Here is a 15,585-nt window from a genome sequence, read left to right on the forward strand (position 1 = left end):
CCGAAAATCATATCACCCAGCTTCCGGCGGTCGGGTCGGCAGGCTTCAGGGTCAGGTCGGGCCGCACCGTTGGACCCAGCGCACGGACGCGGTCCTTTATGTGCGCGGGGCGGGGGCCCTCGGCGGTCATCGTCGCGTCGATCACATAGGGGCCGGTCACATGCCGTGCGCCTTCCTCGACACGCGCGATGCTCTCGCCCTGGTCGGCGACGTCACCAGCGTCCTCGACATGGCGCGACCAGCCGCTGCCGGTCCACCAGATCACATCACCCGTCGGCAAGTCATTCCCGGTCAGCAATTTCACGCAGCAGTCTCCGCCAATGTCCCGGCGATTCGTGCCCAGGAACCCAATTTGTCTTCCGCGTCGGACAGTTCGACGACTTCACCGACGATGATGATCGCGGGCGATGCAACCGCCTCACGCTCGACCATCGCGCCGAGGTCGGCGAGCAGGGTGCGGATGGCGCGGTGGCCCTCCAGCGTTCCACGCTCGAGCACGGCAACCGGCATCTCGGGTGCGACGCCGTCAGACATCAGCTTGTCCGCGATGTCGGGCGCGGTTGCGACGCCCATATAGATGACGAGCGTACGGCCCTTGCCGGCCAGCCCCGACCAATCCTGCTCGGCAAGCCCCTTGCACTGGCCTGCGACGAAGCTGACCGCGCTGGAATAATCACGATGGGTGAGGGGCAGCATCACTTGCGCGGAGCAACCGAGCGCCGCTGACACGCCGGGGATGACCTCGACCAGCAATCCGGCGGCACGCACGGCCTCGACCTCTTCGCCGCCGCGCCCGAAAATGAACGGGTCGCCGCCTTTCAGTCGCACGACGACGCTGCCGGCCTTTCCGTGCTCGACCAGCAGCGCGTTGATCGCTTCCTGCGGCAACGTGTGGCGTGCGCGCTTCTTGGCGACCGAAATGCGCTGTGCTTGCAGCGGTGCGATGTCGAGCACGCGGGGGTCGATCAGCCCGTCATGGACGACGACGTCCGCTTGCTTGAGCGCCTCGACCGCGCGCACGGTGAGCAGTCCGGGGTCGCCCGGCCCGGCACCGACGAGAATAACGCGCCCGCGGGCGGTAGGATCAAGAAGTCTTGCCATCGCTGTCAGATGGGCTGGACCAAGCGCCACGGCAATTCAAGGATGCTTTGTCGGGGGGTAGGCAATCTTTCGCACGACTGCCTCCCCGGAACTGCGGCCGCGTTATTCCTCGGTACGGATCAGAACCGCTTCGCCGATCATGAAGAACAGCAGGAACGGTGCCCATGCTGCAAGGAACGGCGGGTAGGCACCGATATTCCCCATCGCGAGCGCGAAATTGTCCGCGACGAAGTAGAGGAAGCCCAGCATCATCCCGATCACCGCGCGGACGAACAGCTTGCCCGATCGCGCAAGACCGAAGGCGGCGACAGCGCCGAGCAACGGCATCAGGATCGACGACAGCGGCGCGGACAGCTTGTGCCACATCGCGCCCTCCAGCGCCTTGGTCGGCCGTCCCCCGGCGCGCAGGTCCGCGATCGCGGAGCGCAATGCCCCGAACGACAGGCCCCCCGCGTCGATCGTCGACAGGGTGAACTGGTCCGGACGGACACCATCGCCGATCGTGGTCGTCGCAAGCGCCTGTTTCTTGCCCGTCACGACGTCGAAGCGCGCAGCGGGGGTCAGCCGCCATCCGTTGCCTTCGCGCACCCCGGTCCCGCCGGTGACAACCGCGACGAGCGACCCGTTGGTGCGATCGAACAGCGTGACGTTGGTCAGGCGCGCCTGATTGCCGATGCCGCTGACGCGCTCGACCTCGATCAGATCGTCGCCGTCGCGAACCCACACGTTGGTTCGGTCGCCCCGGTCCACCGGCATTGGCCCGTAGGACACCTTCTGCCATGAATCGAGCGTCGCGGTCGCGCGGCTGACGACGCGGTCGTTGAAGGTGAACGAGATGATCGCGACACCCAGGCTGGTGATCAGCAACGGGGCCAGCACCTGATGCGCCGACAGGCCCGACGCCTTGAGTGCGATGACTTCGCTGTTCTGGTTGAGCGTCGACAGCGTGATGATCGTGCCGAGCAGGACTGAGAAGGGCAGGAACTGCGCGACGATCTCCGGGATGCGCAGCGTCAGATACGTCCAGATCTGCGACTGGCCATTCCCCGGTTGCGCGAGGATGTGGCCCGATTCGGTAAGCAGGTCGAGCGCCTGAAGGATCAGCACGAGCATCGCGAGCACCGCGAAGGTGCGGATCAGGAACATCCGGCCCATGTAGATCGCGACAGTGCGCGACGGGAAGAGATCGAGGATCATGCCGTCTTCTCCCGGCGGCCGGGAATGAGCTTGAGGATCGCCTTGCCGAGCTTGGCGAACACGCGTTCGAGCGCGCCGATCGGTTGTCCGCCCGGGACGAAGGCGACGGTGTAGAACATCCAGAGCGTCAGGCCCGCGAACACCACGAACGGCACCCAGATCGCGACCAGCGGGTCGATCTTGCCGAGCCCGCCGACCGCCTGAGCGTATTCGTTCACCTTGTGATAGGCGACGATCATGATGATCGACAGGAACACCCCCAGCGCCGAGGTCGAGCGTTTGGGCGGGACGCCGAGCGAAATCGCGAGCAACGGAAGCAGCAGGATCGTCAGCACTTCGGCGGTGCGGAAGTGAAAGGCGGCGCGGCTGGTATTGCGGAGCTGGCTGGGCGCATCGCGATCCTGACCGATGCGGGCAAGCTCGGGCAGGGTGCGCTCGAGGTTCTCGGCGCCGCGGACGCGGAAGTTCTCGGTCTTGGGTAGCGGGATCGGCAGGTCGAACACCGTGAAGCGCAGCACGCGCGGGGTCGGCACCTTGGCCTCGGTGCGGACCAGCGTGCCCTGATCGAGCCGGAAGATAATCTCGTCGGGATTGTCGGTCGCGAAGAACTGCCCGCCCGCGGCGGTGATCGCGATCGATCCGCCCTTCTTGTCGTCACGGCGCAGGAAGATGCCCGACAGGCGACGCCCCGATTCGTGGCTTTCCTCGATCCGCAGCGTCATGTCGCTGCCGAAGTGGGTAAACTCGCCGACCTTGATCGATGCGCCCAGCGCGCCGGTGCGCAATTCGTAGCGCAACTTTTCATACGCATAGCGCGCATCGGGCTGGACGAAGCCGACGATCGCCAGATTGATCGCGCCAAGCGCGATTGCATACATATACGGCACCCGCAGCAGCCGCGGATAGCTCATGCCGACCGCGCGCATGACGTCCAGTTCGGACGAGGTCGCGAGCTTGCGGAAGGCGAGCAGGATGCCGAGCATCAGGCCGATCGGGATGCCGAGGCCGAGATATTCGGGGAGCAGGTTGGCGAGCATCCGCCACACCACGCTGACCGGTCCGCCTTCGGTTGCGACGAAGTCGAACAGGCGCAGCATCCGGTCGAGCACCAGCAGCATCGCGGAGATGATCAGCGTCGAGAACAGCGGCACCGCGATAAGCCGGGCCATGTAGCGGTCGATGGACTTCATGTTGGCCGGAAGGACGCCTCTGGCCCGAGCGGATGCCGGGCGTGGCCCCGGCTATATCGCGACGTTCGCGGCTGAGCTACCCAAAGCTTTGCGCTCAATCCCTCATGCCGGTCGTTTCGGCGGGCAGCACCGTTTCTGGCGGCTCGGGGATCATTCCGCGGCGATGCTGTGGGGGGAATGCGACGGGCGATCCTGCACCGCGGCGTCGATCGCCTGCGCCAGCCCCGCGAGCGTGAACGGTTTGCGCAAAACGTGCCGCCCGCCGAATTCCGCCTCGCCGCCGGCGTCTCCGGCGTATCCGGTCACGAACAGCACCGCCATGTTCGGACGCTGCGGCGCGACGGTGGCGATCAGTTCGGGGCCGGTGCGGCCCGGCATCAGCACGTCCGAAATGATCAGGTCGATGCTGCCAAGGCCGGCAAGCACCCCGGGTGCCGCAATCGGGTCGTCGCACGCGATCGCACGGTGCCCGAGTTCCTCGAGCGCGCCCATCGTGGCGTTGAGCACGCGCGGGTCATCCTCCACCACGAAGATGTCGAGGCCTGAGCGTTCGTCCTCGATTGCGACGACCGGCGCGGGCGCGTTGCTGGTGTCGTCCTCCGCGATGTGACGGGGCAGGTACAGCGTGACCGTCGTTCCCTTGCCGACGACCGATTCGAGCAGGACCTCGCCGTCCGCCTGTCGCACGAAGGCGAACACCTGGCTGAGCCCGAGTCCGGTTCCCTTGCCCGACGGCTTGGTGGTGAAGAACGGCTCGAACACGCGTTCCGTAAGCTCGGGGGACATGCCGCACCCTGAGTCCGACACCGCGAGCGCGATATATTCGCCGGTGCGGCACGTTCCGATCTCTCCCTGGAGCAATGTCACATGGGTCACTGCGATGGAGAGGCCGCCACGCCCGTCCATCGCGTCACGCGCGTTGACGGCGAGGTTGAGCACCGCATTCTCGAACTGGAGGCGATCGGACCGGACCATCCAACCGCGCGCGGCGTCAGCGCGGACCGACACCACCACCCCGTCGCCCAGCGTCCGGTCAAGCAGATCGGACATGCCGCCGATCAACACTGCGGGGTCGAGCGTTTCGGACCGGAGCGATTCTTCGCGGGAGAAGGCGAGCAGGCGGCGAGTCAGTGCCGCCGCACGGTCTGCGCCTTCGGCTGCGCTGGCGATGTGGCGCTGGGCGGCGGCGGGATCGTCTTCGACATGCCGCCGGGCAAGTTCCAGCCCGCCGATGACGACCGCGAGCATGTTGTTGAAGTCGTGGGCGATCCCGCCCGTCAATTGACCGACGGCTTCGAGCTTCTGGACCTGTCGCAGTTTCGCTTCCTGCGCGAGCAATTCGGCCGAAGCCTTGGCGACCGCGGCTTCCAGTTCGATCGCGCGGTCGCGCTCCGATTCGGCTTCGGCGCGGGCCGCGGCGCTCTGGCCGAGCGCGGCGACTGTCAGCCAGCCCATCGCCAGCGCACCGAGCAGGATCAGGACGCCGAACACCCCGAGCGCGCTCGCAATCTTGCTGGACCGCGCAACCGATTTGAGCGCCGCACCGCCGCGCTGTTCGAGCACGGTGCGTTCCTGGTCGCCGATCAAGGTCAGCAACCGGTCGATCGCGTCGCGCGCGGGCGTCTGCCGCACCTTGTAGTAAAGCCCCAGCGCCTGGGTATTGCGTTTGTAGAACGTGTTGAGCGCGATGGCGTCGAGCTCGGTGCTGCGCACCCTGAAGGCGTTGCGCAATGCCTCGATCGCAACCTGCTGGCGGGGGTTGTCGTGCGTGATCCGCTTGAGACGGCTGATCTGCTGCGATGCCAATTGCCAGTCGGCGGAATAGGCCCGGCCTACATGATCGTCGAGGCTGATGACATAACGGCCAAGCGACGCCTCGGCCCGGGCGAGCGTGCCGGCGAGGTTCGCCGTGAGGATCATCACGTCGTAGCTGTGCTTCTGGAGCGTCAGCGCGCGATCGCGCTGCCGATCCGCGTCCCGCAGCGTGAGGCCAAGCGCGACGAGAACGAGCACGCCCAGCACGGCCATCACGACCAGCGTAAAGGAACGCCACGTCGTGCCTGACGTCGTGCCCTCCTCGGTTTCGCCGAAGTCCCCGATCATTCCATCAGCTTAGCGAATGGAATGACCGGTTGATAGGGGCGTCGCGCCCGTAACGATCAGGCAATGGCCCCGGTCGCGCGTCCTGCTGCCTCGAACATCTTCAGGACGGTGGCAATTTGCGCAGGCGTATGCTCGGCACACAGCGAGCAACGCAGCAGATATGTGCCCGCCGGAGTCGCGGGGGGGCGCGCCATGTTGACGTACAGCCCGCCCTCGAGCAGCGACTGCCACATCGCGACCGCCTGGGTCTGGTCTTCCAGGATGATCGCGAGGATCGCCGACTGTGGCGTTTCGGTGCCGAGGTGGAACCCCAACGCCTTCAGCCCGCCATGCAGCGCACGCGCGTTTTCCCACAGCTGGCGGCGCTTGTCGTGCGCATGCATCAGCTTGCGGATCGACGTCGCCGCGGTGGCGACGACCGACGGGGGGAGCGAGGCGGTGAAGATGTACGGGCGGCACGCCATGCGAATCGCCTCGAACTTGGGGTGATTCGACACGCAGAACCCGCCGACCGTGCCGACCGACTTGGAGAAGGTGCCGATGATGAAATCGACGTCCGCCTCGCAGCCCTGGTCCTCGTACACGCCGCGCCCGTTCGGGCCGAAGAAGCCCATCGAATGCGCTTCGTCCGACAGGACCATCGCGCCGTGCTTCTTGGCGATCGCGACCATTTCCTTGAGCGGGGCGATGTCGCCGAGCATCGAATAGACGCCCTCGAGAATCACCAGCTTGCCCGCTTCCTTGGGCAGGCGGCCGAGCCGCTTGTCGAGATCCGCGACGTCATTGTGGCGGAAGCGGACGATCTCGGCATTGCCCTGCTTGCAGCCGTCGTAGATCGACGCATGGCTGTCCGCGTCGAGGATGATGTACTCGCCCTTGCCGACCAGCGTCGAGATCATCCCGAGGTTCGCCATATAGCCGGTCGAGAAAACGATCGCGCCGCTGACGCCGTAGAAATCGCGGAGCGCCTGCTCGACTTCCATATGATCGTGGAAGGTGCCGTTGAGCATCCGGCTGCCGTTGGTGCCCGACCCGAACTTGTCGAGCGCTTCCTTGCCCGCCGCGAGCACGTCGGGGTCGAAGGTCATCCCCATGTAATTGTACGTGCCGAGCAGGATCGTGTCGCGACCCTTGATCACCGCTTCGGTCGGGGATTTGACTTCGTCCATCACGATCGCGAACGGGTCGCGCACGCCGGTATCCTTGAGCGCTTGACGTTCGGCGATCAAACCGTCGAACTTGCTCATCAGATCGCGCTCAGGTGCGACGGTCTCGGGCTCGGCGAGCGCGTGGGCGGTGGCAGCAGCTTCGGTCATCGTGAATTCAGCCCTTGAGCTTGGCAACGGCATCGACGAGCTGGCCGACGGTCTCGATTTCGGCCTGCATGTTCATCGTGATGATGATGTCGAACTCGTCCTCGATCGCGGCGACGAAATCCATCACGGTCAGGCTGTCCCATTCGAGATCGCCTTGGAAGGTGGTCGCGTCGCTCAGCGTCACGCCCTTCTTGTTGAACGGCTCGATCTGCGCGGTGACGGTGTCGTAGATGGATTGGCGGTCGCTCATGCTCGGTCCTTGAAACTAGGTACGCTTTTGCCGCCAAAATGCGGCGGCTTTATGCACCGCCTATAGCAAGCCGTGCGCGCGATACCATGCTGCGGTGTCGGCGAGGCCCTGCGCGGTCGGCACCTGCGGGGTCCATAGATCGGAGGATGGGCGCTTGTTGGGCGCGGCGGTCCAGTCGGGATGGCACATGTAGCCGACGCGGTCGTGCGTCAGCTTCGCGGCCTTGCCGCGCAGCATCGTATCGCCCCGCGCGATCAGATCGAGGACAAAGCGGGGGAGGGCGATCGGCACGACGCGTTTGCGGCCCGAGGCGATGCCCATCGCGCTGAGCAGTTCGGCATGGCTCCAGCCGTCCGGACGACCATCGTCAGGCTCCAGGATCAGTTTGCCGGGATCGGTCTCCGCGACCGCCAGCAGCAGCGTCGCGATATCGCCGACCTCGATCACCGACAGGCGACCGCCGGGGGGCAGCAAGGCGACCCCTTTGCTCGCCATTCGGAACAGGTCGCGCATCTCCATGTCGCCGGGGCCGTAGATCGCGGGCGGGCGCACCATCGTCCAGTCGAGCGTCGACGCCATGACGACGGTTTCGGCTTCGCGCTTTGACCAGCCGTAAGTCGAGATGTCGGGCTCGCGCGCTGCGAGCGAGGAGACATGGACGAACCGACGGACCCCCGCGCGCATTGCTGCATCGACGACTGCCTGGGTGCCGGTGATGTTCCCCGCGACGAACCCCGCGCGATCGGGCGCGTTGACCACGCCGGCGACGTGCAGCACCGCGTCCGAGCCCGCAATGAGGGTGGTGAGCGCATCGGGGGTGTCGAGCGCGCCAGAGACCCAGGTGACGCCCGCGCGATCGGGCTGCGCGCGTCGGGTCAGTGCGCGGACGGTGTGTCCTCGGGCGAGCGTGAGATCGATCAGCCGGCTGCCGACGAAGCCGGTGCCGCCGGTGATGGCGAGGGTCTTGGGGGTCATAGCAGCGCCATATGATTGCGGTGGATCAGCGCGGCGCGGGGCGCGTAGCCGAGAATGGCGGCTTGCGCCTCGCTGCGCAGGCCAATGATCGCGGCGGCTTCGGTAGCGTGATATTCGCTGAGGCCGCGGGCGAGGGTGCGGCCATCCGGGTCCATGACCGTGACGAGGTCGCCGCGCGCGAAGGTTCCCGCGACGCGAGTCGCCCCCGCCGCTAGCAGGCTCTTGCCGTTGCGGAGCGCGGCGATCGCGCCCGCATCGATCGTGATCTCACCCATCGCGGTCAGACCGCCTGCGAGCCACGCCTTGCGCGCGGGTGCGCTCTTTTCGGGGAGAAACACGCTGTGGCGGGCGGGGGTGGACAACGGATGGTCGATCTTGCCGCTGACGATCGCGAGCGTCGCGCCGGCTGCGTTGGCGATCCGGGCGGCGGCGATCTTGGACACCATCCCGCCGCTGCCCATGCCCGACGCCGAGCCGCGGTCCGCCATCGCCTCTATTGCGGCGTCGATCCGCTCGATCCGCGCGATGTGGTTGGCACCGGGGAGCGCCGGGTTGCGATCGTAGAGGCCGTCGATGTCGCTCAGCAGGACGACACCCTGTGCGCCCGCCGCCTGCGCGGCGCGCGCGGCGAGCCGATCGTTGTCACCAAAGCGGATTTCTTCGGTCGCGACGCTGTCATTCTCATTGATGACGGGCACGACGCCGAGCGACAACAACCGACCGAGCGTGGCGGCGGCGTTGAGATAGCGTCGGCGGTCTTCCAGATCGTCGAGCGTCACCAGCATCTGCGCGGCGGTCAGCCCCTGCGCGCCGAGCATCTCGGCCCAGACCTGGCTGAGCGCGATCTGGCCGGTCGCGGCGGCGGCCTGCGCATCCTCGAGGCTGGCACGGCCACCCTTGGCAAGGCCGAGCCGGCGCGCGCCAAGCGCGATTGCGCCGGAGGAGACGACCGCGACCTGTTGCCCGGCGCGGGCACGGTCGGCGATGTCGGCGACCAGCCCTTCGAGCCACTCGCGCCGCACCGTTCCATCAGGCGCGACGAGCAGCGCGGAGCCGACCTTGACGATCAGGCGTGGGCAGGAGGGGGGCGGGAAGACGGGCATGCGTGGGTTTGCGTTAGCGTGGCAGGGGCGCTGCGCCAATGCCCCTTGGCCGGGGATCAGTCGCGCGCGAAGATCTCGTCGTGGGGGATGGTGATGCCGAGGGTGGGGATAACGATCCCCGTTTGCGCGGAGAACATCTGCTCATACCACCCCATCGCCATGCGTTCCCGCGTGCGAATCATCTCGTTGATCGGATCCACGAACACGATGGTGCGAATGCTGGGCAGCGTTTCGTACAGATCGAGCTTGGTCCCCTGATCGAGCGTCGTGGTGCTGGGCGAAAGGACTTCGATTACTACCGTCGGGTCCGACAACGCCCGCACCTCGGTCAACTCGCCGCGCGGGCGCTGATCGCAGAAGATGCTGACGTCGGGGTAGCGCACGTCGGTCTCGGTGATCCGGACCGCCATGTCGGGGCCGTAGGGGCGGCACCGCGTCCCCTTCAACTTCATCCGCAGCCAGACGAAGATGTTCCCCTGAACCCAGGCGTGGGGCTCAGTGCCGCCCGCCATCATCACGATCACACCATCGGCAAGCTCGAACTTGCGATCCGTGCCGAACTCCATCGCGAGGAATTCGTCGGCCGTAATCTTGCGATAGGCGGGGTCGGGTCGCATGGCGGCATCATACCACCTGCGACCCGCCCGTCATAGACGGTGGCCCGTCCTCCTCAAACCGGCGACCACTCCGCCGGTTCGTCGCTGCCGTCCGCACGCTTCGCCACGGTCTCCGCTGGGCCGATCGCCTCGATCAGCCGGTCGAGGACCGCATCGATCCCATCACCGCTCGCGCCCGACATCGGCAGGACCTCCGCCTTGCTCGCGCGCTTGAGCTTGGTGATCAGCTTCTTGACGTCCGCCGGGTCGAGCGCGTCGATCTTGTTGAGGCCGATCACCTGCGGCTTATCCACAAGCCCCGCGCCGTATGCCTCGAGTTCTCCACGGACGATCCTGTAGTTATCCACAGGGTTATCCTCGGTCGCATCGACCAGATGGAGCAGCACCTTGCACCGCTCGATATGCCCAAGGAAGCGGTCGCCGATCCCCGCACCATCCGCCGCGCCTTCGATCAGGCCGGGGATGTCGGCAACGACGAATTCGCGGTTGTAGCGGCTGACCACGCCCAATTGCGGGCGGACGGTCGTGAACGGATAGGCGCCAACCTTTGCCTGCGCGTTGGTGACGGCATTGATGAAGGTGGATTTGCCCGCATTGGGCAACCCGACGAGGCCGGCATCGGCAAGCAGCTTCAACCGCAGCCAGACATACATTTCCTGCGAGGGCCAGCCGGTGCCGTGCTGGCGCGGGGCGCGGTTGGTCGAGGTCTTGTAGGTCGCATTGCCGCGACCGCCATCGCCGCCGCGGAGAAACACGACTCGCTCGCCCGGCACGGTGAAATCGGCGAGCACTTCTTCCTGGTCTTCGGCCAGGACCTGAGTCCCGACCGGTACGCGGATGATGAGGTCGTCGCCGCCAGCGCCGGTGCGATTCGACCCCGATCCACCATTACCGCGCGGGGCGCGGAAATGCTGGGTGTAGCGGAAGTCGATCAGCGTGTTCAGGCCGGGGACGGCCTCGAAAATGATGTCGCCACCCTTGCCGCCGTTGCCGCCGTCGGGGCCGCCATATTCGATGAACTTCTCGCGCCGGAAACTGACGGCGCCGGGGCCGCCCGCGCCCGATCGGACGAAGATCTTTGCTTGGTCAAGAAAATGCATGGCCGCTCCTTAGCGGATTACGCGATTTTAGCCAGACTAGCCGAGTCGGCTTCCGATTCGCCACTGCGCGACGCAATCAGTGCACGAGTCGCGATCGTGCGCGCGGTCTCCGGCGGCAGGCCGAGCGCGTTCGCCATCGCGCGGCCGAGCAGCGCGTCGCCCATCGCCATCAGCACCAGTTGCAGCGTTTCCTCGTGGATCGCCTTGCCCGCTGCGTCGCCCTCGGCAAGATCGTCGACGAGCCGGTGGATCGCGGTCAGCACCGGATCGAGCGCGTCGTGGTTGCCCGACAGAATCATCCACGAGGCCATCGCGCCGGCACCATTGGCGAACGCATCGAAGGTCAGGTCGACCACTTCACGCGGATCCGCTTCGCCTGCGCGGGCGCGCTTGGCGGCATCGCCGATCTGCGCGGTGATCGTGTCGGCCAGATGCGTGATCAACGCGCGTTGCAGATCCGCCGCCGAGCCGAAATGGTGGAGCAGATTGGCATGGGTCCGGCCGATCCGTGCGGCGACGGCCTTCAGCGTGACGGCTTGCGGCCCCTGTTCGATCAACAGCGCGCGTGCAGCGTCGATGGCGGCATCGCGCGATTCTTCGGGGCTGAGACGCTTGCGTATAATTGACACGGTTGTAAGTAACGCCTATTGACAGTCTTGTCAGCAGTCACGGATCCTATGGTCCGCTGCATTGCAGAAACGTTTGGAGGTTTCCGTGGCGAAAGCAACCAGTCCCGCCGATCTGACGATCACGCCGCGCGACCTGCGCTTCGGTCGGGGCACGACGATGCGACGGTGGTGGCTCAACGACGATCCGTTCGCGACCGCTTTCTACAGTGCGCTGTCGGTCACGTTTCCGAAGGGCGAGGGGTTCTTCGTCGACAGTGTCCGCAATTTTCGAGAGGGCACGCCGCCGCGGCTCCGGGCCGAGATCCAGGCGTTCATCAAGCAGGAAGTGATCCACACGCGCGAGCATGTCGCGTTCAACCGGCATGTCGCCGACCAGGGCTATGACACGCGGCTGCTGGAGCAGCATGTCGACGAGGCGCTGGCGCTGACGAAGGGGAAGCCGCCGATCGGGGCGCTCGCCGCGACGATGGCGCTCGAGCATTTCACCGCGATGCTGGCGCATGAGCTGATCGCCAACCCGCGCCATCTCGCGGGGGGCGACGAACAGGCGGCGGCGCTGTGGCGCTGGCATGCCGCGGAGGAGATCGAGCATAAGGGTGTCGCCTATGACACCTGGCTTCATGCGACCCGCGACTGGCCGCGGCGGCGGCGCTGGCTGATCAAGGCGATCGTCATGCTGGCAACGACCAAGAAGTTCTTTGCCGGGCGGTACAAGGGGATGCTCGAGCTGCTGCGGCAGGATGGGATCACCGGCTGGCGCGCGCATCGCGGGATCCTGTGGTACGCGCTCGGCCGCCCGGGGATGGCGCGCAAGATCCTCGGGGCGTGGATCGCGTTCTTCCTGCCGGGCTTCCACCCGTGGAAACATGACGACCGCGCGCTGATCGCGCTGGCCGAGAGCGACTATGCCGCTGCTGTGCTGCCGCGCGTGGCGGTGGTGGGCTAAACTCTGCGGGGCGGTGACCGAATTGGTACTGCAGCCGTAGGTGCGCAATAAGTCACGCTAAAGTGAGATGAGAGTGGCTCGAGTGGCTCCTCCGCGGAGAGGGCAGCGGTCACGAGTTTTGGCTTGTGCTTCTTCCGGCCAGTCCTGATGGGTGGGTTGCACCCTCACGACAGGAGAGACGGTTTGTCGCGGTTCCAGTTCGTCGTGCCAGTTCTGCTTATTCTTGGTTTTGCCGGGGCGGCTCAAGGCGAGGCCAGCACGTTCAAGGGTTCGCCTGCAAAGGTCCAGGTTCCGAAGGTGGAACGCGAGGGGATATGGCAGCCAGCCCCGGGTGGAACGCAGGTGCCGCTCTGGCCCGCGAGCGTCGTTTTGGCACAGCCCGACACGGGCGATCATCCCGAAGCGACCGGTAATGGCTCGCCGCTCGTGGGTGGACGGATGTGGTATTGGGCAAGCTATGTCACCCGACCGACCATAACCATCTACCGGCCAAAAGGGCGCAACACCGGGGCCGCGATGATGGTCCTGCCCGGCGGCGGGTTTTACGCCGTGGCGACCGATCTTGAAGGGACCGAAATCTGCGACTGGGTCGTGCGACAGGGCATGACCTGCGTGCTGCTCAAGTATCGGACACCGCAAGTGTGGGAGAACGCGATCGGAAAGCAGCAGCGGCCGAAGGTACTGCTGGGGCTTGAAGACGCGCAGCGCGCGATGGGGATGTTGCGGGAACGTGCCTCCAGCTACGGGATCGATCCGCACAGGATCGGTGTGATCGGCTTTTCCGCAGGCGCTTATCTCGTGGCGAACATGAGCAACACGGAGGAGCGTACATACCCGCTGACCGACGCTGCCGACCGGCAGTCGCCGCGGCCCGATTTTGCGATCGTCGCCTATACGGCGCGGATGCTCGATAGCAGCAAGGGGAAGAACAACCTCGAGCTGCAACCGTGGGTCAAGATCAGCGCGAAAGCACCACCGACGCTCATCCTCCACGCGATGAACGATCCGACGGACAACGTGCGTCAGGGCATGGCCTATGGGCTGGCGTTAAACGACGCTGGCGTGCCGGTGGACATGCGTCTCTATGCGAAAGGTGGTCACGCGTTCGGGATGCGACCGACCGCCGATCCGATCACCAGGGAGTGGCCGGGACAGGTCAAGCAATGGCTGCGAAACCTCGGTATGCTTGGACACCGATAGCAGTTCCGTCAGCCAAGGCAGATCACGCCGCCAGCGGCATCGCCTGCGCCGGCGCCAGATCTAGCGCATAGTCGACGCCAGCCACATCCGCGCCCCGCCCGCGGCAGGCGCGCTGCGCGACGCCGGTTTCGCGGAAGCCGAGCTTGCGCAGCACCCGGCCCGATCCCGGATTGTCGTGGAAGTGCCCGGCATGGACATGCCGCAGCCCGAGCGCATGGCGTGCCATGTCGATCACCGCGCGGCCCGCCTCGGTGGCGTAACCACGGCCCCATGCGTCGGGGGTCAGCCAATAGCCGAACTCGTGGCCCGATTCGTCCTGCGTCAGCCCGATTCCCCCGACCAGCCGTGGCTGTGCGCCGTCGTGCGCAAGGATCAGCATCCGTGGGCTGCGGTGGTCGCGGGGCAGTGTCAGAAACGCCTCGGCATCCGCCAGCGTGTAAGGCCACGGCGCGCGCGCCAGCATCGTGCAGACCGATTCGTGCGCGATCGCTTCGACCAGCGCGGGGGCGTCCTCCGGCCAGCCGGGGCGCAGCGTCAATCTCGGAGTCCGAGCGAACATGATACGACTCTCCTCAGGCGGCGTCGCTCGCATGCCGGGATGACATGGATGCGACAGCGGGGAGGGAGCCATGAAAAAAGGGAGCCGGGGCGACCCGTCTCCCTTGTTTCGGTATCCTTGCGGATACGCGGGTCGCCCTGGTGGGCAACCCGTCCGGTTGCCCGTTATTCTGCGGCTTGCGCCAGCATCTCGACCGAGCAGAATTTGCGGCCGAGCTTGCCCTGGTGGAAGGTCACGCGGCCTTCGACGAGCGCGAACAAGGTGTGATCCTTGCCGATGCCGACGTTGGTGCCCGGGTAGAACTTCGTGCCGCGCTGACGCACGAGAATGTTGCCCGGAATGGCGATCTCGCCACCGAACTTCTTCACGCCAAGGCGACGGCCTGCCGAATCGCGACCGTTGCGCGAAGAGCCGCCTGCTTTCTTATGTGCCATCTCGAACTACTCCTTACGCCTGAGCGGCCGGGGCATCGGCCTTGGCCGGTGCTGCCTGCTTGTCATTGTTGCCGATCGCGGTGATGCGCAGGATCGTGTGACGCTGGCGATGACCGTTCTTGCGGCGATAGTTGTGACGGCGACGCTTCTTGAAGACGATGACCTTGTCCGCCTTCGCCTGCGCGATGATTTCTGCCGAGACCGTCAGGCCCTCGACCGAATGCAGCTCCGAGCCTTCGCCCGCCAGCAGAATGTCGCCGAGCGTGATCGACGCGCCGGCTTCACCGTCGAGCTTCTCAACGACGATCTTGTCTCCGGCGGCAACGCGATACTGCTTGCCGCCTGTGCGCACGATTGCGAACATGGCCCTCATCACCTTCAAAATACCTGTGCTCCACGCCACGGCAAGCCGAGCGCGGGAAAGAAGCGCCAGCTATGCCAAGCGTGGCGCGGTGTCAACCGCCGAGGCCGCCGGATGACCGCCAAAAGCGTTGCACAAACGCAATAGGACCACACCAATCGGTTCGGTTCGGACCCTTCTTGCGACGGTCGGTGAACTTTTTGTTGCAATGCGTCAGAACCTATGGCGTCATCGTGTTGGAACAGATGGAGCAATTACCAAATCAGCACCCACGGGATGCAATGAAGTAATAAGCGCCACAGGGTTTTCGAGGCGGCAGAGACCGAGGCGCGGAATAAAGCGTCCGGTCAAGGTATGCGTGTCAAGTGTTCGGCAGGATTACTGGAATGTCGTGTTTTGCGGCAGGGGGAACTGCGTCAGCCACTTACTGTGGCGGCGTAGCTTTGGTGATGAATGACCTGACAACTGTAGAACCCTGGGAGGATTTCCTTGCTTTACAAACAC

The 15,585-nt window shown here is 65.7% G+C and carries 17 protein-coding genes; 2 read left to right on the plus strand and 15 right to left on the minus strand.

Features of this window, described 5'->3' with window-relative positions:
* Window positions 1–7: 7 nt before the first annotated feature.
* The 12 genes from AC3WJR_RS03055 to AC3WJR_RS03110 form a co-directional block, all read right to left on the minus strand.
* On the minus strand, window positions 8–304 hold the full coding sequence (locus AC3WJR_RS03055; protein WP_492722168.1) for a DUF2849 domain-containing protein: 297 nt from the start codon (window positions 302–304) through the stop codon (window positions 8–10).
* The gene (gene cobA, locus AC3WJR_RS03060; protein WP_492722171.1) at window positions 301–1,101 is read right to left on the minus strand and encodes a uroporphyrinogen-III C-methyltransferase; all 801 of its coding nucleotides are present in this window, start codon (window positions 1,099–1,101) and stop codon (window positions 301–303) included. Before cobA ends, AC3WJR_RS03055 begins: the two co-directional genes overlap by 4 nt.
* Before the next feature lie 102 nt (window positions 1,102–1,203).
* Window positions 1,204–2,298, minus strand: coding sequence for an LPS export ABC transporter permease LptG (gene lptG, locus AC3WJR_RS03065; RefSeq protein ID WP_492722174.1), 1,095 nt, complete (start codon window positions 2,296–2,298; stop codon window positions 1,204–1,206).
* Complete coding sequence (locus tag AC3WJR_RS03070; protein ID WP_492722176.1) at window positions 2,295–3,467, minus strand: LptF/LptG family permease; 1,173 nt, start codon at window positions 3,465–3,467, stop codon at window positions 2,295–2,297. Before AC3WJR_RS03070 ends, lptG begins: the two co-directional genes overlap by 4 nt.
* Before the next feature lie 171 nt (window positions 3,468–3,638).
* Entirely contained in the window at window positions 3,639–5,591 is a 1,953-nt protein-coding gene (locus AC3WJR_RS03075; protein ID WP_492722178.1) for an ATP-binding protein, read from the minus strand.
* A gap of 56 nt (window positions 5,592–5,647) precedes the next feature.
* Window positions 5,648–6,907 carry a serine palmitoyltransferase gene (spt, locus tag AC3WJR_RS03080; protein ID WP_354279863.1) on the minus strand — a complete coding sequence of 420 codons (1,260 nt, stop codon included), beginning with the start codon at window positions 6,905–6,907 and terminating at the stop codon, window positions 5,648–5,650.
* A 7-nt stretch (window positions 6,908–6,914) separates the two neighbouring features.
* Complete coding sequence (locus tag AC3WJR_RS03085; protein ID WP_010162746.1) at window positions 6,915–7,157, minus strand: acyl carrier protein; 243 nt, start codon at window positions 7,155–7,157, stop codon at window positions 6,915–6,917.
* A 60-nt stretch (window positions 7,158–7,217) separates the two neighbouring features.
* Complete coding sequence (locus tag AC3WJR_RS03090) at window positions 7,218–8,132, minus strand: NAD-dependent epimerase/dehydratase family protein (protein WP_492722181.1); 915 nt, start codon at window positions 8,130–8,132, stop codon at window positions 7,218–7,220.
* Window positions 8,129–9,235, minus strand: a complete 1,107-nt coding sequence (gene proB, locus AC3WJR_RS03095) for a glutamate 5-kinase (protein ID WP_492722183.1) — start codon at window positions 9,233–9,235, stop codon at window positions 8,129–8,131. The genes AC3WJR_RS03090 and proB overlap by 4 nt, the downstream gene beginning before the upstream one ends.
* Before the next feature lie 56 nt (window positions 9,236–9,291).
* A complete protein-coding gene (locus tag AC3WJR_RS03100; protein ID WP_492722185.1) occupies window positions 9,292–9,852 on the minus strand; it encodes a Uma2 family endonuclease in 561 nt (186 codons plus the stop codon).
* A gap of 53 nt (window positions 9,853–9,905) precedes the next feature.
* Window positions 9,906–10,952, minus strand: a complete 1,047-nt coding sequence (obgE, locus tag AC3WJR_RS03105; RefSeq protein WP_492722187.1) for a GTPase ObgE — start codon at window positions 10,950–10,952, stop codon at window positions 9,906–9,908.
* Window positions 10,953–10,969: 17 nt separating this feature from the next.
* Complete coding sequence (locus AC3WJR_RS03110; RefSeq protein ID WP_354279872.1) at window positions 10,970–11,581, minus strand: TetR family transcriptional regulator; 612 nt, start codon at window positions 11,579–11,581, stop codon at window positions 10,970–10,972.
* An 85-nt stretch (window positions 11,582–11,666) separates the two neighbouring features.
* On the opposite strand from AC3WJR_RS03110, the gene AC3WJR_RS03115 reads away from it, so the two are divergent.
* Together AC3WJR_RS03115 and AC3WJR_RS03120 are read left to right on the plus strand one after the other, a co-directional pair.
* Window positions 11,667–12,527 carry a metal-dependent hydrolase gene (locus AC3WJR_RS03115; RefSeq protein WP_492722190.1) on the plus strand — a complete coding sequence of 287 codons (861 nt, stop codon included), beginning with the start codon at window positions 11,667–11,669 and terminating at the stop codon, window positions 12,525–12,527.
* A 123-nt stretch (window positions 12,528–12,650) separates the two neighbouring features.
* Window positions 12,651–13,727 (plus strand): alpha/beta hydrolase, encoded by a 1,077-nt coding sequence (locus AC3WJR_RS03120; protein ID WP_354279876.1) that lies wholly within the window; start codon window positions 12,651–12,653, stop codon window positions 13,725–13,727.
* A gap of 22 nt (window positions 13,728–13,749) precedes the next feature.
* On the opposite strand, the gene AC3WJR_RS03125 is transcribed toward AC3WJR_RS03120, so the two are convergent.
* From AC3WJR_RS03125 to rplU, 3 genes are all read right to left on the minus strand, one after another.
* The gene (locus AC3WJR_RS03125; protein WP_492722192.1) at window positions 13,750–14,286 is read right to left on the minus strand and encodes a GNAT family N-acetyltransferase; all 537 of its coding nucleotides are present in this window, start codon (window positions 14,284–14,286) and stop codon (window positions 13,750–13,752) included.
* Window positions 14,287–14,450: 164 nt separating this feature from the next.
* On the minus strand, window positions 14,451–14,720 hold the full coding sequence (rpmA, locus tag AC3WJR_RS03130) for a 50S ribosomal protein L27 (protein ID WP_277968727.1): 270 nt from the start codon (window positions 14,718–14,720) through the stop codon (window positions 14,451–14,453).
* A gap of 13 nt (window positions 14,721–14,733) precedes the next feature.
* Complete coding sequence (gene rplU / locus AC3WJR_RS03135; protein ID WP_010162753.1) at window positions 14,734–15,084, minus strand: 50S ribosomal protein L21; 351 nt, start codon at window positions 15,082–15,084, stop codon at window positions 14,734–14,736.
* Window positions 15,085–15,585: the final 501 nt, after the last annotated feature.

The sequence above is a fragment of the Sphingomonas sp. FW306-05-A genome (assembly GCF_058782275.1).